The sequence below is a fragment of the Nocardia sp. NPDC057353 genome, assembly GCF_042667085.1.
GTDB lineage: Bacteria > Actinomycetota > Actinomycetes > Mycobacteriales > Mycobacteriaceae > Nocardia.
This window is the reverse complement of record NZ_JBHVAK010000007.1, coordinates 74,039-94,807: the sequence shown is the minus strand read 5'-3', so window position 1 is coordinate 94,807 and position 20,769 is coordinate 74,039. Positions and strand designations below refer to the sequence as shown.

Below are 20,769 nucleotides of genomic sequence, written 5' to 3'. Positions count from 1 at the left end.
GAGCACCCCCAGTAGTCGCTCAGAACTGTTGATTGCCGTAGGCGTGGAACCAGGCCGCGATCTGATCGTGGTCGGCAGTCCTGGCCAGGATCAGCAGGAGCAGTACGCGTGCCTTCTTCGGGGCGAGGTCGCCCCCGCTGACGACGCCGATATTCGGGTCGACGGTGACCGCGCCGGAGCCGTAGGCGTTGGTGGCGACCAGGGCGACGCCCTCGGCCGCCATCGCAGCGGCCGCCTGGTCGGGTGCGGGTGTGCCCGCGAAGACGATGCCCCTGGCGCCCGCCGCGACGGCCGCAGTGATGGGCTCGGCGGGAGCACCGAGATAGCTGTGGGCGATATCGACGCGGGGGAGGGCGTCGCGGTCCATCATGGCCAGGTCGAACGGCGTGGCCCAGCGGGCGGGATCGGCACAGTCCAGGACGCGGGCCGGGGCGCGCTGCAGGCGGATGCCCGCTTGGTCGATGGTGCCGAGGTCGCCGTACTCGCGGGTGGTGAAGGTGTGCACCCGCGCCGAATCGGTCTTCGTGACGTCGCGAGCCGGGAAGATCTGATCGTTGAGGGTGACGACCGTGCCGAAACAGGCGGTCCGGTTGCTCGCCGCCAGGCGAATCGCGTTGTACAGGTTGGCCGGACCGTCGCTGCCGAGCGCGGACCAGGGGCGCATCGCACCGGTCACCACGACCGGTTTCGTACTGCGGACGGTCAGGTCGAGGAAGTAGCTCAGCTCCTCCATGGTGGCCGAACCTGTGCTGACGACAGCGGAGTCGTGATCGTCGAGCCGGCGATCGACCAGCCGCGCCAGATCGTAGAGGTCGTCCACGCTGTAGTCGCCGGATCCCTTCTGCCCGAAATCCTCGGTCGACAGCATCGCGAGATCGCCGATCTCGGGACGGAGCGAGTCGACGAGATCGGCGATCGGGAGGGTGCCTGGCCGATAGGTCTCGAAATCCGTGCGCCGATCGGAAGTACCGGCGATGGTGCCGCCGAGACCGATCACCGCTACCCGCTGCACGGTCTGCGCCGACGCGCAACCTGCCGAGCCGAGCACGATTCCGGCGCCTGCGACGGTTCCGACGAGAGCGATCACCGCGGCGATCCTCGAGACTGTGGACATGCGCGTCAGGCTACGAACGCCCCGTCCACGAGCGCATCACTCCCCGGTGGTACCTCGATCCGATACCGAGGTACCGCCCGGCGCCGTCTCCGTCGCACAGCGGTCCTGCGGCGAGCGGCCGCGCGTGGCCGCCAGCGTCCCCAGCAGGGTGAGCGCCTCGCTGCTCGCCGACCCCGGCTCGGCGTGGTAGACGACCAGCTCCTGCCCCGGGCTGGAGCGCACGTCGAAGGTCTGCATGGTCAGCGTCAGCGGCCCGACGTCGCGGTGCTGGAACCGCTTGCTCTCCAGCGCTTTCCCGCGCGCGTCGTGGCGGCCCCACAGCTCGGCGAAGTCCGGGCTCGCGGCGAGCAGTTCGGCCAGCACCTGCCGGATGCGCGGATCGTCCGGCGCCTTGCCGTGGTTCAGCCGGAACCCGGCGACGGTGTTGCGGGCGACCTCGTGCCAGTCGCGGTAGAAGGTGCGCGCGGCGGGGTCGGTGAAGACCACGTGCACGAGGTTCGTCGAGTGTGCCCAGCCGTGGAACAGGATGTCGGCGATCGGGTTCGACGCGAGCACGTCGTAGGCGCGGTTGTAGACCACGGCCGGGTTGTCCGGCCAGGCCGCCAGCAGCGCCGCCAGGCTCGGGTCGACCCAATCTGGTCCGGTCGCCGCGCGCGCCCGCGGCCCGAGCCCGGCCAGCCGGAACAGATGCTCGCGGGCATCGTCGCCCAACCGCAGGGCCGCCGCCAGCGCCCCGACGACCTGCGCCGACGGGGTCCGCTCCCGGCCCTGTTCCAGCCGAACATAGTAGTCGACGGAGATTCCGGCTAGCAGCGCGACCTCTTCGCGCCGCAACCCCGGCACCCGCCGGTACCCGGTGCTCGGCAGGTTCACCGCGGCCGGGTCGAGCTGGGCGCGCCGTGCTTTGAGATAGGCGCCGAACTGCGTGGAAGCCATGAGTTCGAGGGTAGGCGAGGGTGCGGGGGAGAGCCTGGGTGTGCTGCTCCCAGGAACTTCTCGCCCTGCCGATGAAGACCACATGCACGAGGTAAGTCGAGTGTGCCCAGCACCTCCTCGCGATTTTGAATCACGTTGACCGGTGATCGTCACGCCCAAGCTGGTCGGGCGCACCTGCGTCCGATAATCTCATCTGCAAGAATCCGTGGACATGGACGAGACGCACGCGGGACTTGTTGTCTGGGACGTCGACGGCACTCTGATTCCTGCGGATCTGCGGTGGTTGAGGCGGGCTGTGGCCCGCACTTACCACCTCGATGAGTCGGCGGTCGTGTTCCCCACATCGCGCGTTCACGGCTACACCGACGAGTCGATCGTCATCGACACGGCTATCGCCTCCGGAGTCGCCGAGGCGACGGCGGAGCAAGGTTTCGGTCGCTACGCAGACGTGCTCATGGACGTCATGGCTCAGGGCAAGGCGGAGTTTGCCCGTGATCAGGCTGCATACCCCGGCGCTGCCGACACCATTGCCGCGCTGGCGGAGAACGGGTTCGTCCAGACCGTCCTTACTGGCAACCTTCGTGTATCGGCCGAATTCAAGCTCAAGGTCGCGGGTCTCGCCGCAGACCTCGACCTGGACCTCGGCGCGTTCGGTTCAGATGCGCGCGAGCGGTTTGATCTGCCCGCCTTCCTTGCCGACCGCTTCCGGGCACGGTTCGAATATCCGCTCGACCCGGCCAAGACCGTGATCGTCGGCGACGCGCCGAACGACATCGCGACCGCCCGTCACGCAGGCTTCGGGGTCGTCGCAGTAGCGCACAGACTGCCAGCCGACGAGTTGGCTCAGCATTCACCTGACGGGATAGTCAGCCGTCTGGAACCCGATGAGGTCGTGCAGGCGATCCAGGTAGCGATGGAGTCGATCAAGAGTCGTTGATGCTGGCGACTCGTTCCCGCATCGCCAGCACGGGCCGTTCGTCCTGCCACGGGGCCATCCGTTCGATCGCTCTTTGCGCCCGTTCGATTCCGCGGTGATTGCCCATGGTCGCCAACGCGTCGTAGGTATCACCGAGGATCCGGCAACCCTCTTCCAGTTCGCCGGACAACGCATAGGCGCTGGCGAGGTCCACCCGTGCGGCGAGATCGACATTCGGGCTGTCTCGTCGGGGTGCGTCCAACGCTTCGGTCAGTGCAGCGATTGCCCGCTTCGGTTGGCCGAGCAGCAGTTGGCACGTACCGACGTAAACCTGGATTCGTGTCGTGGTCCAATCGCTGAACAACCCCGTCAGATTGGTCTCATCGACATCCTCGGCGGCTCGCTGGGCGCGGTGAAGCGCGTTCTCGCATTCCTCTCGTAGTTCCAGCACCGCATAGGCTTGCGCTTGCTCGGCCCCGATGCGTGCTCGCGCCGCGGGTGGCAGGAGGTCGGAGACTGTGGCCGCCTCCTTCAAGACTCGGAGCCCGATCACGACATCGCCATCGGAACCGATCAACGTCGCAGCATCGGAGCGCAGGTTGCTTTCGAATATCCGCGCGACTGCGCCCATGGTCCGGTCCTGTAGTCGATCCGCCAGCTTGCGGGCGAAGGCGCAATGCGTCAGCGCCATCGACCGATCACCGATCGCGCTCCACATGCGGCTCGCCACAATGGAGGTTTCGCCCAGCAAAGCCCCAGCATGGCGCTTCGTACGTTCGTTCGTTGCAGCGCGAAATAGGGCTGATACGGCATCTCGATGAGCCTCGATCGGGCCGATCAGCGCATGAGGAGCGATGCTTTGACGCTGACCCGCCAGCAAATTGGTGATGACGGCGAAGCTATCCAGGGACTTCTCCGCTATCGCTTGCGCACGCATCGACGACACACCGAAGTCGAGTGCTCCATCCAACGCCGGGTTTACGTACGCAGGGACTTCCCGGTCGCTGTCCACCGATGACCCGATGTCGTCGGTACGGATGGCCGCTACGCTCGTCGTTCGTGTCGTGAGCTTGCGCGGCGACAGCGGATGTCGGGCTCGCCACGCGGCTTCCCCCTCCGCCACGATCTGATCGAACCGCGTCCTGTCCTCCGGCGTCGCGTACTTCGAATAGACGCTGTCGAGCATCGATTGCGTCAGCGTCCTGGGCACTACTGCGCTCAACCCCGTACGCCAGTTGTTCACCGTGGTTGTCTCGATACCGAGTAGCGCGGCGAAATCCCGGATGGATCTGCGCATCGCCTCTTGCAGTGCAACCGCTTCGAATCCGGTCCAACCCCGCCCGCGAATCGTCATCACCCCATTTTCCGGCCCTGACCTGGGAAATGCTCACGAAATGCCTACGCTACCCCACCACTAGACCGTTTCTATCGATATCGCTGGCAGGCCACGATCGGAACCGAGCACGTCGAAGGGGAATCCAGCAGGCGACACCGCCGGCCGGGTGCTTCCAATCGTTCGAGAATGTCACCCAGGAGGGCCGTATGCGCGATTTCGGACGAGCCGAACCGGGCGCACCGCCAGCCAGGAGCGCGCGTGCATTGCTCGTTCAGTGCGAACGCCGGACGCCCGGCGCAAGCGACTACTCCCGACTGCTTATCAGTCTCTTCACGGACGAGCTGATCACGGTCCCTGACGCCACCACCTACGCAGGCAGGCCACCGGCGGAGACAACCGCCGAGCTGATTGCCCGTAGCCGGGCTATCGATGGCATCACCGAGGCGCGAGGAGGTCGGGCGGCCCGCTGATGACGACCGACAACGCACAGAGCCGATGCCTGTACTACCGCCACACATGCCACCTCCCCGCCACGGTGGATCCAGCCACCGGCGCGATCAACGTGCGAGTCGGCCTGGTGTGGGCAATCGAAATGCCGAGCCACCTCGGACAGCTGGTCAAAATCGACCTTGACAGACGCCGACAGGGCGGAGGCCCGATCCTCTGTCATCCACGCCGCGCTACCTGGACGTTCCTCACTCGCTCCCAGGTGCCCGCCGGAGTTCTCACCCACGAGGCCCGGCTGTGGGGCCGCAACCGGGTTGTGATTCTTCAACCAGGCATACAGGTTGCACTGCCCTCGCCAGAGGGTCGCGGAATCTTCTACCGGGGATGGATCAACGCGACGCAGAGCCCGTATCGCCCGTCCGGTCTCGCAGTTCTGAACTCGGTCAGAAGCGTCCTGCTCACGGCGAAGCGGAGCCCGGCAACGACGACCTACGCGCCCGTCCGCTCCTACCGCTGAAAGCACTACGTACCCGCCCCAAGACTGGCGGGCCTGCGGCCCGCCCCCGAACCCCTGGCCAGGGAAACCGAAGAAATCACCGAAGAAGGGAAACCGAACCAATGAGCACGGTGAAGGACAACTCGCTCACCGCGGACGCGGTCGCGCGCACCGCGAACGACTCGGACGCCGTCGACGCGGTGGTGCAGCAGCGCATCGCGCAGTTCCGCAGCGACGACAACGCGACCATGATGGGCGGCTGGACCTGACGGTCCGGCTGACCGGCAATCAGTAGCCGGGCGGGCGGCGGTCTGGGCAGTATTCCGCCGCCCGCCCTTTCGCCTCATTTCACCGATCGGAGTTCCGCAATGCACTTTCTCAACGTCGGCCACGCCTACGAAAACATCGCCAGATACACCCGCGCCGTCACCGGCGAAGCACCCGACACCGCCGTCCTCCACGCGGCCTACCGCGAAGCGGTCAGCCGACATCGCCCGATCGCCGCACCGCGCGAGGGCACACGAATCCACCACGAGACCAGCGAATGGGGCGACTACCTGCGGGACGCCGACGTCTTCGACGGCATCTTCAAGGGCCTGCGCCCGTCCACCTCCGACGAGCAGATCACATGGCCGGGTGAAGTGACCGCCGCCGTCATGTACGTACGCGACCTCAACCCCGACCTCGGCAGGCTGGTCGACCTGCTCGTCACCGACATCATCCTGCTGCCGTCCGACAGCACCGGCGGCGGCTCGGCCGCCCACCTGCCCGGCCTCGTGGCACTGAGCCCGGCACCGAACTGGACCGTCTTCGACTTCGCGGAATCCCTTGTCCACGAGAGCATTCACCTGAACCTGTTCGCCGGGGACATGGTGCACGGGCTCTACACCAAGCCCACGAGCGAATTCGCCGCCGACAAGTACCGCGTCCTGTCCGCAGTGAAGTTCGACCAGCTGCGACCGCTGGACCGGGCGTTCCACTCGGCGGTCGTGGCCGTCCCGCTGATGTGGATGCAGCACCAGCGCGGGGAGACCGAGCTGGTGGACAAGTTCACCGTCTCGCTGCGGGACTGCTGCCAGGGCCTCAACGACAAGCGGCACCTGTTCACCCCCTACGGCAAGCTTCTCGTCCACCAGCTCTGCGAGTTCGCTTTCTCGCTGGACTGGGACTACGTCGAAGAGTCCATCTCAGGCGAAAACTTCTCCACCTACGCCGTCACGGTCCCGGCCTGAACCGGGTCACCATTCCACGTCGATGCCGACCTCTCGGGCCAGGCTCCCCGCCAGCCCGAGCAGGTCGTCACCGCGCACCCGCGCCCCCTTCAAGCCGGCCACCCCCCGAATGTCGATCAACCGGCAATCGACCAGAGAAACATTGTGCTCCATACGAGCCTGCGAGAATTGCGCGCCGGTCAGGTCGCAACCCTCGAATCGGACGTTACGCAACACGGCCCGCTGAAAATCAGCACCGGACAGATTGCTGCCCACGAAAACCGTCCGCTGAATGCGACACCCACGGAAAGACGCGAGATCCGCCCGGGTTTCATCGATCAGCACGTCACGAAGAACACCATCAGACAATGAGAGGCCGGTGAGCCGACACTGAGTCACCCGTGACTCAAGGAACGAGGTCTCGTCCGCTCGCAGATTCGACAGATCAGAAGAAACAAAGACGCAGTTGTCGAACGTAGAACGGCTCAAAGCTCCGACAATCCGAGCGGCGGAGAACTCCGACGCGCTGATACCGATGGCATAACCACCCTCGGACCCCGCCGCGTCCCCAGCGTAGCGAACACCGGTAACCGTCAGCTCATCGCAGAATGCGTGCTGATCTTCGGCTTCACACAGCGAGGAATTGACGCGCGGCGGCGTCGGCGTTACCTGGATCTGCTTCACAGTCATTGGCTCCCTTGTCACAAAATTACAGAATCGGCACCGAATCTAGCATGACGCCGACGTGTCACGCTGTCGCGAAATGCTGACGCCGTCAGTCATTCTCGAATAACACTCACACTCACAACTCGCCACTAATAGCGAAAGGGCCCCCGCACGGCAATGACCGGATTGAGCCCCCTCGTGTCCCCCGAGCCGACACGCTTGCCGTCCTCAGCCGAGCTGATGGCCGCGCTCGCGGGACACGTCCCGCGCTACCACCCGCACGCGCGGCTGCTGCATGCGGTGTTCCTGCTCGCCAACCAGGTCGCCTGGATCAACACCGACAGCGTGGTCAGCCGAGAAGGAATTGACGGCTCCGCGATCATCGCCGAACTCGGCGTCCGCAACTTCGAGGAGTCCGCACGGGAAACGCTGCTACAGGTCATCGCCAGCACGACCGCCGACGATCCGAACGTCGCTGATTACGTGACCCTGCTGGTCAACGCCTACACCAACTCCGGCGTCCCCAGCGCCACGAGGCTCTACGACAAGGCAACCGGCAACGTGGCGTTCTGAACCGCGACCCAGTCGAATCCTATCCCTAGCCAGTACACAAGCAAGGCGAAAAGCATTGTGCAACAGGGCAATAGGACTCGTCCATCTCGGCTTTCCCGGTGATGTGACCGACCACCGCGCGGTAATCGACGACCTCGCCCGCGCCGAAGCGCTCCAGGTCACCGAGTTCGTCACCATCGATCCCGCAAGCGAGTAACTGAATTATTGTCGTCGACCGGCTACGTTCCAGTCCCGTTCAGTCACCCACAGACGGGGCCGAATGCCAGCCGACAGAAATATTTACACTTGGATAGATCGTCGGCGGAGGCACCGCACTTGCCTTTATCACCATAGATTGCAGTTCGTAGAAATCCCTGGCGCCCGGCCTGACGGTCAAATCATATTTGATGATTTCTCCATATCGTTGCACGCCGGTAGCTCTGTTTACTTGCCCCACTGGATACAAAAACACCGGCGGAAACCATCCATTGGGATTCGCCGATACTCGCTTCCCTGTGAGTTCGCGCTGGACATTGACCAATACTCTACGATCAGGAGGATGGCCGATTTCGCGATACGCGGTCTCCCATTCAAGTGTATTCGTGCGCAAGTCGCGATCAGTGCCCCAAAGGCCATGCAAGGGTGCAGGTGGGGGATAAAGACCCTCGCCTAGTTGCTCACGGAGACCAGCCACTTGTTCACGATTGGGACCAATAATAAAGTCGCGAGCATTTCGAGCCATTGATCGACTTATATCTGTTGCCATCCGCGCTGTGCCGCGACTCATTCTTAAAGGTGTGTACCAGTCGCCCTTGAGCGCAACAGCGATAGTGTTGCGTGAACCTATTTTTACCGTCATCACATGGCGCGGCGATAAGGGTACGGCTATACCTACAATTCCCTTGCCTTCTTCTCCTATCAACGTATAACCGCGGTCACTGGAAATTACGCCGCCTTCATCGAACTTGACTATCCCCCATTCTGCCGCCATGAGCGGTGCGAGCAAGCGAATCTGCTCCGGCAGTCGAGCCAGGTTAGACATAGTTTTCTCTGCGAAATCAATGGGATTTCCGTCGCTATCGAACCTGACAACCCTTTTGCCATGATCGAAATCCGAGCCCCGGACAAATAGCCCCGCAACGAGTGGCAGCAACGTTTGCATCCAGACAGTTGACTTTATCAGACCTGGAAATACCGGTTTCTTGATCGACTCAATCATCGAAGGGATAGCATCCTCATACCTTGCCCATGTCTCGTCGACGGTCATTTGTCCCGCCGGAGGAGTGAAGCCCTCGTGCGAGTACAGCCCCTTTTTTCGCCCGATCGAGCTAGCCGGCACCAGTCTTACCGACGATTCCGAGCCCACCGCGCGCCAAACCCTTCGCTTTCTTGCGCTAGTTCTACCTTCGTCCTCGTGAATTGCAAATTGGCCGAGAAGCACTGCCGGGATATAGTGGTCCCTGCTCATACCATCCTTCGCTGTTTCAGAGCAGAGCAGCAAGGCTGCTCGTGCCACCCTTCAACCAGAACGCTGCCAAAATCCCGATACTAGTTAAGCGGCGTGAATACTCCTAATCTCGTCGGCCCTACTGATTACTGATCGCGGATTCGCGGAGCGGGCAGAGTCGCTGTGATATTTGTTGGCAAGTCCCGAAAGGGATACGGCAGAACATAGAGTTCCTAACGGGATCGCCCGAGTGGCAGCAAATGTCGTTGTAGTGCAGCATCTTCGGTCGTGGCGGCACCTTGAATCGTGGACGACGAGTTGTGGGCAGTGGTCGAACCGCTACTGCCGATCAAGCCAGCGGGAACACCTGGTCCGGCGAGGATGGACGATCGGCTGGTGTTCCAGGGCATCCTGTTTGTGCTGTTCACCGGTATCGGTTGGGAAGACCTGCCCCAGGAACTCGGTTTCGGATCGGGGATGACCTGCTGGCGCCGAGTGCGGGATTGGACCGAAGCCGGGGTCTTCGACCGGATGCACCAGGCGATGCTGAATCACTGCAACACCGCTGGGTTGATCGACTTCGACCGGGTCATCGCCGACGCTTCCCATATTCGAGCGAAAAAGGGGGCGCCGAGACCGGCCCGAGCCCGGTCGACCGACGCAAGACCGGCTCGAAACACCACGTCCTGACCTGTGGCAACGGGCTACCGCTCGTTGTCACGCTCTCAGCAGCCAACCTCAACGACCACTTGGCACTGCCTGCCCTGCTCGACGGAGTCCGCCCACTCCGCGGCCGGCCAGGACCTCCGCGCCGCAAGCTGCGGGCTCTGGTCGCCGACAAAGGCTACGACTACCCCCGCGTCCACGAAGAACTGCGCGAGCGCGGCATCGCCGCCTACATCCCGCGCCGCGGCACATCCGACAACGTCACCCCGGCCCGCTGGGTTGTCGAGCAGACTCTTGCCCTGCTCCACCAGTTCCGCCGGTTGGCGATCCGCTGGGAACGCCGTACCGACATCCACCACGGATTCCTCTCACTGGCCGCCGCGCTCATCTGCTGGCGACGACTCAGCAATCGAACACGTTAGGAGCTCTAAGCATACGCGCTCGTACGTCAATACCTCTGCCTCGCAGGTGATCTCAATCTCCGTGGTTTGCCAATGTACGCTCAAGTACACCCACATCCAGCCGTGTTTGTAGTCCCAAAGAGGCCGCTGGGTCAATAGATGCAACACACTTGCGCCCGCGATCTGAAACGAAGGGAAAGCTGGTGCTGATGGTCCGGTCTGTCAGTTCAACAGGAGGGGATCTAGTGAGTGCTGACGTCCTAGTGCTAGCGACGAATTGCTCGTCGCCACCCAACCCCGGCGCTTGGTGGTACGCGCCGGTATTGACCGGAATCTTTGCTCTGATCGGCGTCCTATTAGCCCAGGTGGTTGTGCTGCGGATCGCTCAACGAAACGATCGGCGCCGATCGGATCCAGAATTACTCAAACAATGTGCCGCCTTCAGCTCGGCAGTTGGACGGCTGAAGCGGGAAGTCTCCCTGACGCCGCGTAGCGTCTGGGACCTCAGCTGCCTGACCGATCTAGAAGCTGCGGCTGACAGCATTCTGATTATTGGCACGCCAGAAATCGGAGATGCGGTGGATGCGGTGATTAGCTGCATACCAATGATCCTGTCTCCGGAGGACTTCGAGCACCAAGAGGAACGCTCGCAACGACACCTCTTCGCTATGCACCGAAGGTTTACCGACGAGGTACGGCGACATTTCGGTAAACCACCGAAGATATATGTTGCTGTGCCAATGATTCAACGTCCCGGTCCGCCCGAAGCTGATGCCCCTCCCAACACATGAGGTACACCGCGCGGCGGGAGGCTCAGTCACGTCCGACACCATCAGCCCAGACTGCCATGTGGCAACTTGACTTTTCCTTCTTTCTCATACTGGCCATCCCTGACTTAAGGAGGTCGTGTCAAGGGCGCTCCTTCCTTTGACGCGACCGAGTGAAGTCGGAAAATCGAGCCATGAGGCGGGGATTTGACTGGCCAGGCGGCCGAAGGTCAGTGCAGCGTCTATTTCGCTTCCTCAGACTCCCTCAGATCAAGCTTTTTCTGCCACACTTGTTCGAAATGATCGGGCGAATCTATATAGATATGAAGAGCAACAATCAGATCAGCGGTTGCATCCAATGCCTCAAAGAATTTTTTATTACTTTCCTCGTGCATTCCTCCGCCGGATTTAACATATTCGGTTACGATGCCGATGTATCGCGTGAACTCAGATCGAAGCATTATTGGCCCAATGACCGAGAAGTAGCCCCAAGTCCCCATGATGCTTATAATGATTCTTTCAAGCTCGGCGGCATCTTTGGAACGGTATAAACTCGGCGGTTTGATCCACCTCCTCCGCCGGTTTCGCACCTTCAATAAGAGACTCGACATCTCGGCTAAAGACGCAGAGAATTCTTTCACGATATTCAAGACGTCACTGCGGTGACTCAGATCCCTTTGCGCCTTTAGTTGTAGCTGAAGATTAGTGGCGCTTGCTGTCACTTGTGCTTGAATTCCACGCCAGGCGACTATGGCAGCAATCAGTGCGATGCATGCTGCTGCCACTGTCGCTACAGGTTGCCACTGAAAACCTGGATCAAGTGGTTTGATTTGCTCAAGTACGTCAGGGGGGATGTCCAATCGCAATATCGGAGGCTCCGGCGACGGAGATGGGGGCACTGACGGTACTGGTAGCTGCCTCAAGTATGTCGACTGCATAGCTTCCTAGAGGTGCGCGAAGGGTGAGCGACTGGGCGGGGGCAGCCTAAACGATAGGTTGTCTAACTGGACCACAGCCGGTGGACCGGGCAGAGCGCCGACTGATAGGAATCGACTGCGGGAGGTCAAGCCGGGTACCGCACACGGCGTGCCCCGCGCTGCCTCGGTCGTTGGATAGGCGATCAGAACGGAAAGGTCAGCGTTCCACCACGTCGCCAAAGCGGTGCCGAGGCGCCCAACCGGCCTCGGCCTGCCGGAGCTTGCGGAGGCTGGCCGAGCTGCGCGGTGCCGCGTGGCGGCACCGCTGGGCGGCGCGCAGCGCCGCCCCTTGACTCTGTATAGCGAATTTCGGCAACGCCCATGTGCACGCTCTCTGCGACCAAGCTGACCGATATGCTGCGGGCCGCGTCACCGGTGACCTGAACCGTCACGGGTTGGGGACCGCTTCTTCCTAGAGGAAGATGGTCTCCATCATGTCGAAGCGTTACCCGCCCGAGGTTCGTGAGAAGGCCGTGCGCCTGGCTCTCGAGCGGCTCGATGAGTACGGCACTCCCTATGCCGCCGCGCAAGCGATCGCACCGCTGGTCGATGTCCATTTCGAGACGTTGCGGATCTGGATCAAGAAGGCACTCGCCGAAGGCGCGAAGCCGGCTGGGCGAGCAGCCGGCGGTCTGTCGGCGGCCGAGCGTGACGAACTGACCAAGCTGCGTCGCGAGAACCGAGAGTTGAAGCAGGCCAACGAGATCCTGAAGCTGGCCTCGGCTTTCTTCGCGCGGGAACTCGACCCGCGACACCGGTGATCGTCGGATTCATCGACGAATACCGGCGGGTCTACGGCGTCGAGTCGATCTGCCGTGCGCTGTCCGCGCACGGAATCCAGATCGCGCCGCGGACCTACCGCAGAGCCCGCTACCGGCCACCCTCGGCCCGGGATCTGACCGACGCCTACCTCGAGAACACACTCCGAGACCTCGAGGGCAAGCCCGAGCAGATGTACGGGCGCCGCAAAATGACCCGCTACCTGCGCCGCCAAGGCCACGACGTCGCGTTCTGCACCGTCGACCGGATCATGCGCGAGCTCGGACTCAACGGCGTCGTCCGCGGCCGCAGACATCGCACCACGATCCCGGCCAAGGACGGCGTCCGAGCCACCGACAAGCTCAACCGTGACTTCACCGCCCCGGCACCGGACCGGGTCTGGGTCGCGGACTTCACCTACGTCTCGACCTGGACCGGATGGGCCTACGTGGCATTCGTCTTCGACGCCTTCTCCCGCGCGATCGTGGGCTGGACCGCCGCATCCACCAAGACCACGGCGTTGGTCGACAAGGCTCTCAACATGGCCGTGTGGCGGCGCGGCCACTACGGGCACCCCGTCGAGCCGGGCCTGATATTTCACACCGATGCGGGCAGCCAATACGTCTCGGTGAAATTCACCGAATCACTGGCAATGCATGGCTTGTCGGCGTCGGTCGGCTCGGTCGGAGACGCGTATGACAATGCGCTCGCCGAGTCGATCATCGGCCTGTTCAAGACCGAGGTCGTCAACCGGCACGGCCCGTTCAAGACTCTCACCGACGTCGAGTTCGCGCTCATGGAATGGTGCGACTGGTACAACAACGCCCGCCTGCACTCACGCCTGGACTACCTGACCCCGGCCGAGTACGAGACCGCCTACTACGCTCAACAACCACCACGCCGACCGGCGCTGGCCTGAAACCGAAGCCGGTCCCAACCCGTGACGGTTCATACAGCGTGGTGTTCACGATGCGCGGTTCTGCGGAACTGGTCGAGAGCCGTAAGGACATTTCGTAGCGAAACCGAAGGGCGCCGTCTGCTCCGGCGGCAGGTCAAGGCCGTTTCCGGGGTGTCCGGCTGGATGCCGCATTATCACGAACTGGCGGTTCGGGATGTCGAGGTACGCCGTCATTTGTGGCACTTGTGACACCCAGGTGACACCGGTGGCCCTGCTGGGTGGTGGGTTACGCCGGACGGTGGGCTGGCTATCGCCTGCCCCATAGGGCCTGCCCTTCTCGCGTAGAGACTCCGGGGTCAAGAGTGGGCGCAGAGCCCCCATCCCGGAGGGGCGCCAGCGGCGCTCTCGGGGCTGGAGGGGCGCGGGAACACAATGCAGGCCACGACACAGCAGGGCCACGCGGCCGGAGGACGCGCAAACTAACCGGTAGGTAAAAGCAGACCGACTCGGGAGTTGGTCATAGTAACTGTGGCGGGCAATTCCGCTGCTATCCTCTGGTTATGGCAACCTATCGGAAACCCTCTAAATCCCTGCACAAGAGCTTCTTCTACCTCAACGATGAAATTGTTGTTAATTCGTTGTCTGCGTTAGAAGCTGGAAAGGTTGATGAGGTTATCTCAAAGGCTGTTGTTGCCCGGGAGGGCGGTGGTTCTTTAGGCGCAAACTTTACGGTTGCATCGGTCGGAGCGAAGGCGGAGGGGTCGAAAAAAGGCTCTTCGACCCTGGAAGAGGAGATGACCCGGACTCGGACTCGCTTCTCCATCTTCCACCTTTGGTATGAACTTCTGGAGCAGCATAAAGCGCTGGGGTTATTTGAGGGTTGGGGAGAAGGGGCTCTTGTCGATGTGCGGCCGGGTGATACCGTCGTGTTGCACGCTGAGCTTGAGATTCTGTCGATGTATGGCTTGGTCGGGATGTTTCAGTGGTTTGCAGAAAAGGCTGGCGAGCAGGGGCATCCTTTCTCTCAGAAAGGACCAGAGCTCAAGTCTACAAGAGACACAGCTCGCCTGATGAAGATGTTCGTGGGCGGCGAAGGGCATGAATATGTGGGAATTCTTGCGATACCGGAAGGAGATGCTGGACCCACGGTCGGGATGCGCGTAAGCGAGAAATGGATTGTTGGCGACCTGAGCTCGGTCACGGGCTACTACACTGTAGTGGCGCAAGTCCAAAAGGTAGTAAACGCAGGCGATTGGTTCCCAATGATGAGGCTGGTGTCTGGCGCACCGGTTACTACTGTTGAGAGAGACGCAATCCGCGAGATGCTCAAGAGCTTCGAGGATCCCGCAGCGTCATTCGAGCTTCCTGTCAGCAAGTACGACGGAGAGGTGCAAGGACCAGCGGTGTGGCTTGAGCCGATCGCGATCTATCGCTAATCCGTACTGGTCGAAGCTTCACCACCGCCGTCGTACCAGTACAGCGGCGGGCGATTTCCGATCGACCGCGGGAGGAAAGTCGGGTACGGCTCTCGTCGTGCCCAGCACCGCCTCGGTTGTAGGCAAGGGCGATCGGAGCGCAGAGGTTGGTGTTCTGCCCAACTCGCCAAAGCGGTGCCGACGCGCCCAAGGGCCTCGCCCTGCCGGAGCTTGCGGAGGCCGGCCGAGTTGCGCGGTGCCGCGTGGCGGCGCTGCCCCGCGACTTTGTATAGCGAATTTCGGCAACGCCCCCATGTGCACGCCCTCTGTAACCAAGCTGACCGATAATGCTGCGGGCCGCGTCACCGGGGACCTGGGATCACTGACGGCATACGCACCGCCGCACCGCTCCGGGCTTGCGATCGCTTATCAGATCGAGTCAGGCGATGTAGGCAAGGAGCGTGTAATTGATCTCTCACCCCGGCCAGCAGCGCTACCTCTTCGCGCCGCAATCCGGACACCCGTCGGTGCCCGGTGCTCGGCAGGTTCACCGCGGCCGGGTCGAGCTGGGCGCGCCGCGCTTTCAGGTAGGCGCCGAACTGCGTGGAGGCCATGCCCTCGAGGGTAGGCGGCGGTGCGGGGGAGAGCCTGGGTGTGCTGCTCCCAGGAACTTCTCGCTCTGCCGGGGCAGACCACGTGCACGAGGGTTCGTCGAGTGCGCTCAGCTCGCGGCGGGCGTTGCGGCCGGCGCAGATACATGAACCCGGGGGGCACCGCCCCAAGCGTCAGAACTTGCCCGTGTGATGCTCGATATGGTGCCCGAGTTGCGCGCCGAACTCGGTGACGAAGTTTTCGGTGAGCGGCGGCCACCCCCAGAAGTCGAAGGCGAGCGCGCCGAGCGCGAAGCCCCCCGGCCACCCCCACTCGGTCACCCCGGCGGCCGCGCCGCACCTGGTACAGGTGACACTGCCCGAGCCGGTCCGCTTCCACGCCTCGATGCCGTCGTGGAACGGCCGCCAGACCGCGGGGTCGGCCTCCCACCGCTGCGGGTAGTCGATGATGGTGGTCGTCGCGTGACAACGCGGGCAGCGCGCGGATTCCGGTTCGATCTCGCCCTGGCCGCCGTGGTGATCGCCGCGCCCGACAACTACCGCGACCGGACCGGGAATCCAATCCGCGCCCCACTCCTCGGTGACCTGCCGCCAATCAGGCCCCGCCACATAGCCTTCGTCGACACCGAGGCTGTACATCGCCTCGCCGGACATCTCGCGCGTGAGCAACCGCCGCGCGATCATCCAGTCCACCATCCGTTCGCCGAGCGCGGCGGCCTGCTCCGCCGCCACCTCGACGTCGACGATTCGTTCGAAGAAATCACCCATCGTCTACCCGCCCTCCTCGGAACCATCGCCGGAAGTTTCCGCGAATTCGCACGCGCGCGCAACGCGCGGGTACTCAGCGGCGAAGCACCCTCGGGGGTTCCCGACCGAGAGAGCCTGGGTGCGCTGCTCCCAGGAACTTCCCGCCCTGCCGCGGACGACGTCCGCCGAGCACGGTGGAGGCCATGACCACAACCGAAACCAGCAAGATCGTCCTCGTCACCGGCGCCAGCAGCGGCATCGGGGAAGCCGTCGCGTTGCGGGCGGCGGCCCGCGGGCACCGGGTGTTCGCCGGGGCGCGGCGCACCGACCGGCTGCAGGCCCTGGCCGAGCGCAGCGACCGGATCCATCCGGTGAGAGTCGATGTCACCGACCTCGCCGAGGTGCAGAACTTCGTCGACCGGGCCGCCGAGCGGTACGGCCGGGTCGACGCCTTCGTCGCCAATGCGGGCGTCATGCCGCTCTCCCGGCTGGACCGGCTGCTCGTGGACGAGTGGCGGCACATGCTCGACGTCAATGTCGGCGGGCTGCTGCACAGCATCGCCGCCGTGCTGCCCCGGTTCACCGCGCAGGGCGGCGGGCACTTCGTCACGGTGGCGAGTGTGGGCGCGCACGAGGTGGTGCCGACGAGCGCGGTGTACTCGGGCACCAAGCACGCGGCCTGGGCGATCACCGAGGGGCTGCGGCAGGAGAGCGCGCCGAGCATCCGGGTCACCACCGTCTCACCTGGTGTGGTGACCTCCGAACTGGCCGACTCGATCACCGATCCGGGCGCCGCCGAGGCCATGCGCGGTTACCGGGCGCACGCCATGGCCCCGGAGGCGATCGCGGCCGCGGTGGACTACGCGCTGCACCAGCCGGAAGAGGTGGATGTCAACGAGATCGTGGTGCGGCCCGCGCGGCAGCGCTGACGGTCAGCCCATCTCGATGATGGCCCGCCCGACGATCTCGCCGCGGGCCAGCGCCTGGTATGCCTCGTCGGCCTGGGCCAGCGGGTACCGGCGGCTGATGAGTTCCTGTGGGGCGACCGAACCGGCGGCGACCATGCGCAGCAGCGCGGGCATGTCGGTGCGGGCCTTCGCCCCGTAGGAGCCGCGGATCTCGAGTTTGCGGCGCACCAGCCGGGCCAGGTCGACCGAGCCGGTGGAGCCCGCGGGGGCGATGCCGACCACGACCGCGCGCCCGCCGTCGTCGAGGATGTCGAGCGCGGTGCCGAAGGTGGCGGCGTTGCCGAGCGCCTCGAAGGCGATGTCGACGCCGTGGCCGTCGGTGAGTTCCCTGACCCGGGCGACGACGTCCTCGGTGGCGGCGTCGACGGTGTGCGTGGCGCCGAGCTTGGCCACCGCCGAGAGCTTCTCGGCGCCGAGGTCGACGGCGATGATCTGCGCGGCCCCGGCCGCGGCGGCGAGCTGCACGATCGAGGAGCCGACCCCGCCGGCGGCGACCACGGCGATGCGGGCGCCGACGCCGAGTTCGGCGGTGCGCAGCGCGCCGAGCGCGGTGAAGGTCGAGCACCCGAGGATGGAGACCTGGTTCAGTGCGACGCCGTCCGGTACCCGGAAGACGTCGGTGGCGGGGACGACGCAGTACTCGGCGAGCCCGCCCATGGAGTACATGGCCAGCGGGGAGCCGTCGGCGGCGGTGAGCCGGGACTCCCCGTCATACAAAGCGCCCTTCAGCCGGTTGTAGGCGAAGAACTTCTCGCAGAGGTCCTCCATGCCGCGCACGCAGTGCCTGCAGTCCCCGCACGGCATGATGAAGCTGCACACCACCTCGTCGCCGACGGCGACGCCGTCGACATCCGGCCCGAGTTCGGCGACCACCCCGGAGACCTCGTGCCCGAGCACCGCGGGCGTGGGGAAGGCGACCTCGGAGCGCAGTACGTGCAGGTCGGTGTGGCACACCCCGCAGGCGGTGACCCGCAGCAGCACCTCGCCGCGGCGCGGGGACGGGCGCGGGATGTCCTCGATCACCAGTCGGGGTTCCGAACCGTAGTAGACGGCTGCCTGCACCGCGCCCTCCTCACCTCGCCGCTCCCACCGCTCACGCGCGGTGGCTCTCGCGGTCATCGTGTCAGCCGAGTGGGCGATCCGGCAGCCGATCCCGGTGAACGGCGTGCCGGATCAGGTGTCGCCCGCCGCCGCTCCGGCCTCGAAGGCGCGGGCGATGAGCGCCGAGCGCAGGTACCAGAGCCCGTGCGCCTGGCCAGGGTCGAAGCCGGTGAGCTGGCCGATCCGGCGGAAGCGGTGGTCGACGGTGTTGGCGTGCACGTGCAGTGCGCGGGCGGTGCGCTGCCGGTTGAGGTCCTTGGCGATGTAGGTGCGCAGGGTCTGCAGCAGGTCGGGTTGCTCGTCGAGCGGTTCGAGCGCGGCGGCGAGCACGGTGCGGGCGGGGCCGGGGCGGGCGAGCTGGTATTCGAGGACCAGGTCGTCGAAGCGGTGCAGCCGGTGCGGCCAGCCGAGCCGCTGCACCACGTCGAGCAGTTCGTGCGCCTGGTCGGTGGCGTGCGGGATGGTCTCGCGGGCGGCCCGGACGGTGGTGGCGACCAGCGGCACCTGCGCGGCCGCGGCGAGCTGGTCGACGAGGGTGTCGAGCGCCTGTTCGGTGTAGCGGTCGGTGGGCAGCAGCACGGTGCCGCCGTCCACGCTGAGCAGGGCGAGCGCGTCGCCGCCGCAGCGGTCGGCGAGCGCGGCCTGCAGCCTGCGCAGCTTGCGCCGCGCCACCACCTGGGCGTCGAGCGCGATGTTGTGCTCGTCGCGGTGCGGCGGGACGGCGAGCGCCAGCACGTGGTAGGAGTCGGCGATGGCGACCGCGCTCTCCCTGGCCATGGTGGAGGTGCTGCGCCCGCCGAGCAGCGCGGAGGTGAGCGTGTGCACGGCGGTGTGGTGTTCGGAGACCACCGATTTGAGCTCGCGCACGTAGGCGGCGGAGACCGCGCGGGTGATCCGGTCCTGGATCTCCATGAACTTGCGCGCCAGGTCGACCATGGCGGGGGAGTCCTGCGCGCCCGCCTTGGCGACGATGAGGTCGAAGCCGATGCGCAGCCCCTCGTGCACGGCGTTGTGGATGGCGTCGATGGGGATGCCCTCGCGCGCCCAGTCGGCGGCGGCCTCCTGCACCCGCTCGGTCTTGTCCGCGGTCTCCCTGCCGTCGAGCAGGTCGAGCGCGAGCTCCAGGCAGATCCGGGTGACCACGGTGATCTCGCCGCTCAGCGCGTCACCGGGGAGCGTGCCGCAGGGCACGACATTGTCGGCGAAGTGCCCGACCAGGCGGCGTGCCAGGGTCCGGACATCGCGCAGGTGGGCGGATGCGGGCCGCCCCGAGACGAGCAGATCCGCCGTGGCGGGCGCGTTCTCGATCACCGTAACCCTCCTGCCGGGTTCGCCGATCGGTTCGATCAGCCAGTGCCAACTGTCACGATTGCAGGGTACGTGATCGACCACCTGGGCGGAACCTGTTTCGATTGTGGGGTTTTCCGTAGGGGCCGCTATGGTAAGTGGGAGTTTGCTGCCACTGCGGAGTGGGATGGTTGCCGGTCGGTGGCCGTGCCGGGGCGCGGGTGGCAGGATCGGGCGGCGTCGCGGGCGGCGCACCGCGACACCAGGATCGAACGAGGCGAGGATGGCCGGTGGACGAGCAGCGCGAGTACCGGGTCGCCGAGCTGGCCGAGCTGGCCGGGATCCCGGTCCGCACGCTGCGCTACTACCAGGAGCGCGGGCTGCTCGCCCCGCCGCGGCGGGAGGGTCGCACCGGCTGGTACAGCGAAGCGCACCTGGCGCGGCTGCGGCTGATCGGCGACCTGGTCGCGCGCGGTTACCGGCTGGACGGCATCGAGGAGCTGCTCACCGCCGCGGAGAAGGGGCGCGGGCTGGCGGAGATCCTCGGCTTCGGCTCGGCCGCCACCGTGGACTGGGCACGCAGCGACCCGGTCGAGCTGACCGCCGCCGAGCTGCGCGCGCGCTTCGGTGACCAGCTCACCCCCGAGGTGCTCGCGGAGGCGATCGAACTGGGTTACCTGCGCCGCGACGGCGAGCACTACCGGCACCCGAGCGCCCGGTTGCTGGAGGCGACGCTGACCCTGGTGGCGGCCGGGATCCCGCTGCGCACGGTGCTGGCCATGAGCTGGGAGCTGGAGGCGGCGTTCGACCGGATGGCCTTCTCCTTCGTGCACGCCTTCCGCAGCCACGTCCTCGACCGCATGCTCGACGACCCGACGCCGGAGAACCTGGAGCGGTTGATCGGCGCGGTCGCCGAGCTGCGGCCGGTGGCGCGGACCGTCGCCGACGAGCAGTTCGGGCGGGCCATGCGCAGGCGGATCCGGCGGGAGATCACCGAGATGTCGCAGCTGATCGTCGAGGCGGCGGGCAAGAAGGGGCACTGACCGGCGTT

General features: G+C 64.9%; 19 protein-coding genes and 1 other annotated feature. Of the genes, 10 read left to right on the top strand and 9 right to left on the bottom strand.

The window, feature by feature from the left end:
- Nucleotides 1–19: 19 nt before the first annotated feature.
- Together ACFUUZ_RS05450 and ACFUUZ_RS05445 are read right to left on the bottom strand one after the other, a co-directional pair.
- Nucleotides 20–1,114, bottom strand: coding sequence for an asparaginase (locus tag ACFUUZ_RS05450; RefSeq protein WP_378692797.1), 1,095 nt, complete (start codon nt 1,112–1,114; stop codon nt 20–22).
- Between the two features lie 36 nt (nt 1,115–1,150).
- Entirely contained in the window at nt 1,151–2,050 is a 900-nt protein-coding gene (locus tag ACFUUZ_RS05445) for a helix-turn-helix transcriptional regulator (RefSeq protein ID WP_378692795.1), read from the bottom strand.
- Between the two features lie 211 nt (nt 2,051–2,261).
- Between ACFUUZ_RS05445 and ACFUUZ_RS05440 the strand changes: the two genes are divergently transcribed.
- Entirely contained in the window at nt 2,262–2,987 is a 726-nt protein-coding gene (locus ACFUUZ_RS05440) for an HAD family hydrolase (RefSeq protein WP_378692793.1), read from the top strand.
- On the opposite strand, the gene ACFUUZ_RS05435 is transcribed toward ACFUUZ_RS05440, so the two are convergent.
- Nucleotides 2,974–4,320, bottom strand: coding sequence for a hypothetical protein (locus ACFUUZ_RS05435; RefSeq protein WP_378692791.1), 1,347 nt, complete (start codon nt 4,318–4,320; stop codon nt 2,974–2,976). The two genes, ACFUUZ_RS05440 and ACFUUZ_RS05435, sit on opposite strands and share 14 nt — an antisense overlap.
- Nucleotides 4,321–5,367: 1,047 nt before the next feature.
- Here ACFUUZ_RS05435 and ACFUUZ_RS05430 point away from each other — a divergent pair.
- Together ACFUUZ_RS05430 and ACFUUZ_RS05425 are read left to right on the top strand one after the other, a co-directional pair.
- Complete coding sequence (locus ACFUUZ_RS05430; protein WP_378692789.1) at nt 5,368–5,514, top strand: hypothetical protein; 147 nt, start codon at nt 5,368–5,370, stop codon at nt 5,512–5,514.
- A 99-nt stretch (nt 5,515–5,613) separates the two neighbouring features.
- Nucleotides 5,614–6,477, top strand: coding sequence for an aKG-HExxH-type peptide beta-hydroxylase (locus tag ACFUUZ_RS05425; RefSeq protein ID WP_378692787.1), 864 nt, complete (start codon nt 5,614–5,616; stop codon nt 6,475–6,477).
- Between the two features lie 6 nt (nt 6,478–6,483).
- On the opposite strand, the gene ACFUUZ_RS05420 is transcribed toward ACFUUZ_RS05425, so the two are convergent.
- The gene (locus ACFUUZ_RS05420; protein WP_378692785.1) at nt 6,484–7,140 is read right to left on the bottom strand and encodes a pentapeptide repeat-containing protein; all 657 of its coding nucleotides are present in this window, start codon (nt 7,138–7,140) and stop codon (nt 6,484–6,486) included.
- Nucleotides 7,141–7,362: 222 nt separating this feature from the next.
- Between ACFUUZ_RS05420 and ACFUUZ_RS05415 the strand changes: the two genes are divergently transcribed.
- Nucleotides 7,363–7,695 carry a hypothetical protein gene (locus tag ACFUUZ_RS05415; protein WP_378692783.1) on the top strand — a complete coding sequence of 111 codons (333 nt, stop codon included), beginning with the start codon at nt 7,363–7,365 and terminating at the stop codon, nt 7,693–7,695.
- A gap of 235 nt (nt 7,696–7,930) precedes the next feature.
- Here the strand turns inward: ACFUUZ_RS05415 and ACFUUZ_RS05410 are convergent, their stop codons facing one another.
- Nucleotides 7,931–8,941 (bottom strand): hypothetical protein, encoded by a 1,011-nt coding sequence (locus tag ACFUUZ_RS05410; protein ID WP_378692781.1) that lies wholly within the window; start codon nt 8,939–8,941, stop codon nt 7,931–7,933.
- A gap of 483 nt (nt 8,942–9,424) precedes the next feature.
- On the opposite strand from ACFUUZ_RS05410, the gene ACFUUZ_RS05405 reads away from it, so the two are divergent.
- Both ACFUUZ_RS05405 and ACFUUZ_RS05400 read left to right on the top strand, forming a co-directional pair.
- A protein-coding gene (locus ACFUUZ_RS05405; protein ID WP_378692914.1) for an IS5 family transposase occupies nt 9,425–10,209 on the top strand; the annotation gives its coding sequence in 2 pieces (ribosomal slippage) (nt 9,425–9,740 and nt 9,740–10,209; 786 coding nt in all).
- A 224-nt stretch (nt 10,210–10,433) separates the two neighbouring features.
- Complete coding sequence (locus tag ACFUUZ_RS05400) at nt 10,434–10,979, top strand: hypothetical protein (RefSeq protein WP_378692779.1); 546 nt, start codon at nt 10,434–10,436, stop codon at nt 10,977–10,979.
- Nucleotides 10,980–11,197: 218 nt separating this feature from the next.
- Here ACFUUZ_RS05400 and ACFUUZ_RS05395 read toward each other — a convergent pair whose 3' ends face one another.
- On the bottom strand, nt 11,198–11,815 hold the full coding sequence (locus ACFUUZ_RS05395) for a hypothetical protein (RefSeq protein WP_378692777.1): 618 nt from the start codon (nt 11,813–11,815) through the stop codon (nt 11,198–11,200).
- Nucleotides 11,816–12,366: 551 nt separating this feature from the next.
- Between ACFUUZ_RS05395 and ACFUUZ_RS05390 the strand changes: the two genes are divergently transcribed.
- A protein-coding gene (locus tag ACFUUZ_RS05390) for an IS3 family transposase (protein ID WP_378692775.1) occupies nt 12,367–13,610 on the top strand; the annotation gives its coding sequence in 2 pieces (ribosomal slippage) (nt 12,367–12,655 and nt 12,655–13,610; 1,245 coding nt in all).
- Nucleotides 12,654–12,782 (top strand) — a sequence feature (AL1L pseudoknot). It overlaps the preceding gene by 129 nt.
- Before the next feature lie 539 nt (nt 13,611–14,149).
- Nucleotides 14,150–15,025 carry a hypothetical protein gene (locus ACFUUZ_RS05385; protein ID WP_378692773.1) on the top strand — a complete coding sequence of 292 codons (876 nt, stop codon included), beginning with the start codon at nt 14,150–14,152 and terminating at the stop codon, nt 15,023–15,025.
- Nucleotides 15,026–15,789: 764 nt separating this feature from the next.
- Here ACFUUZ_RS05385 and ACFUUZ_RS05380 read toward each other — a convergent pair.
- Nucleotides 15,790–16,383, bottom strand: coding sequence for a hypothetical protein (locus ACFUUZ_RS05380; RefSeq protein ID WP_378692771.1), 594 nt, complete (start codon nt 16,381–16,383; stop codon nt 15,790–15,792).
- A gap of 182 nt (nt 16,384–16,565) precedes the next feature.
- Here ACFUUZ_RS05380 and ACFUUZ_RS05375 point away from each other — a divergent pair, with 182 nt between their 5' ends.
- Nucleotides 16,566–17,291, top strand: a complete 726-nt coding sequence (locus ACFUUZ_RS05375) for an SDR family oxidoreductase (protein ID WP_378692769.1) — start codon at nt 16,566–16,568, stop codon at nt 17,289–17,291.
- Between the two features lie 3 nt (nt 17,292–17,294).
- Here ACFUUZ_RS05375 and ACFUUZ_RS05370 read toward each other — a convergent pair whose 3' ends face one another.
- Nucleotides 17,295–18,392, bottom strand: coding sequence for a zinc-binding dehydrogenase (locus ACFUUZ_RS05370; RefSeq protein ID WP_378692912.1), 1,098 nt, complete (start codon nt 18,390–18,392; stop codon nt 17,295–17,297).
- 111 nt (nt 18,393–18,503) lie between these two features.
- A complete protein-coding gene (locus ACFUUZ_RS05365) occupies nt 18,504–19,742 on the bottom strand; it encodes a PucR family transcriptional regulator (RefSeq protein ID WP_378692767.1) in 1,239 nt (412 codons plus the stop codon).
- A 266-nt stretch (nt 19,743–20,008) separates the two neighbouring features.
- Between ACFUUZ_RS05365 and ACFUUZ_RS05360 the strand changes: the two genes are divergently transcribed.
- Nucleotides 20,009–20,761, top strand: a complete 753-nt coding sequence (locus tag ACFUUZ_RS05360) for a MerR family transcriptional regulator (RefSeq protein ID WP_378692765.1) — start codon at nt 20,009–20,011, stop codon at nt 20,759–20,761.
- Nucleotides 20,762–20,769: the final 8 nt, after the last annotated feature.

What these genes read in the sequence shown, in the direction of transcription:
- ACFUUZ_RS05450 (WP_378692797.1), bottom strand. Translation starts at nt 1,114, where the DNA reads ATGTCCACAGTCTCGAGGATCGCCGCGGTGATCGCTCTCGTCGGAACC.
- ACFUUZ_RS05445 (WP_378692795.1), bottom strand. Translation starts at nt 2,050, where the DNA reads ATGGCTTCCACGCAGTTCGGCGCCTATCTCAAAGCACGGCGCGCCCAG.
- ACFUUZ_RS05440 (WP_378692793.1), top strand. Translation starts at nt 2,262, where the DNA reads ATGGACGAGACGCACGCGGGACTTGTTGTCTGGGACGTCGACGGCACT.
- ACFUUZ_RS05435 (WP_378692791.1), bottom strand. Translation starts at nt 4,320, where the DNA reads ATGACGATTCGCGGGCGGGGTTGGACCGGATTCGAAGCGGTTGCACTG.
- ACFUUZ_RS05430 (WP_378692789.1), top strand. Translation starts at nt 5,368, where the DNA reads ATGAGCACGGTGAAGGACAACTCGCTCACCGCGGACGCGGTCGCGCGC.
- ACFUUZ_RS05425 (WP_378692787.1), top strand. Translation starts at nt 5,614, where the DNA reads ATGCACTTTCTCAACGTCGGCCACGCCTACGAAAACATCGCCAGATAC.
- ACFUUZ_RS05415 (WP_378692783.1), top strand. Translation starts at nt 7,363, where the DNA reads ATGGCCGCGCTCGCGGGACACGTCCCGCGCTACCACCCGCACGCGCGG.
- ACFUUZ_RS05410 (WP_378692781.1), bottom strand. Translation starts at nt 8,941, where the DNA reads ATGACCGTCGACGAGACATGGGCAAGGTATGAGGATGCTATCCCTTCG.
- ACFUUZ_RS05385 (WP_378692773.1), top strand. Translation starts at nt 14,150, where the DNA reads ATGGCAACCTATCGGAAACCCTCTAAATCCCTGCACAAGAGCTTCTTC.
- ACFUUZ_RS05380 (WP_378692771.1), bottom strand. Translation starts at nt 16,383, where the DNA reads ATGGGTGATTTCTTCGAACGAATCGTCGACGTCGAGGTGGCGGCGGAG.
- ACFUUZ_RS05375 (WP_378692769.1), top strand. Translation starts at nt 16,566, where the DNA reads ATGACCACAACCGAAACCAGCAAGATCGTCCTCGTCACCGGCGCCAGC.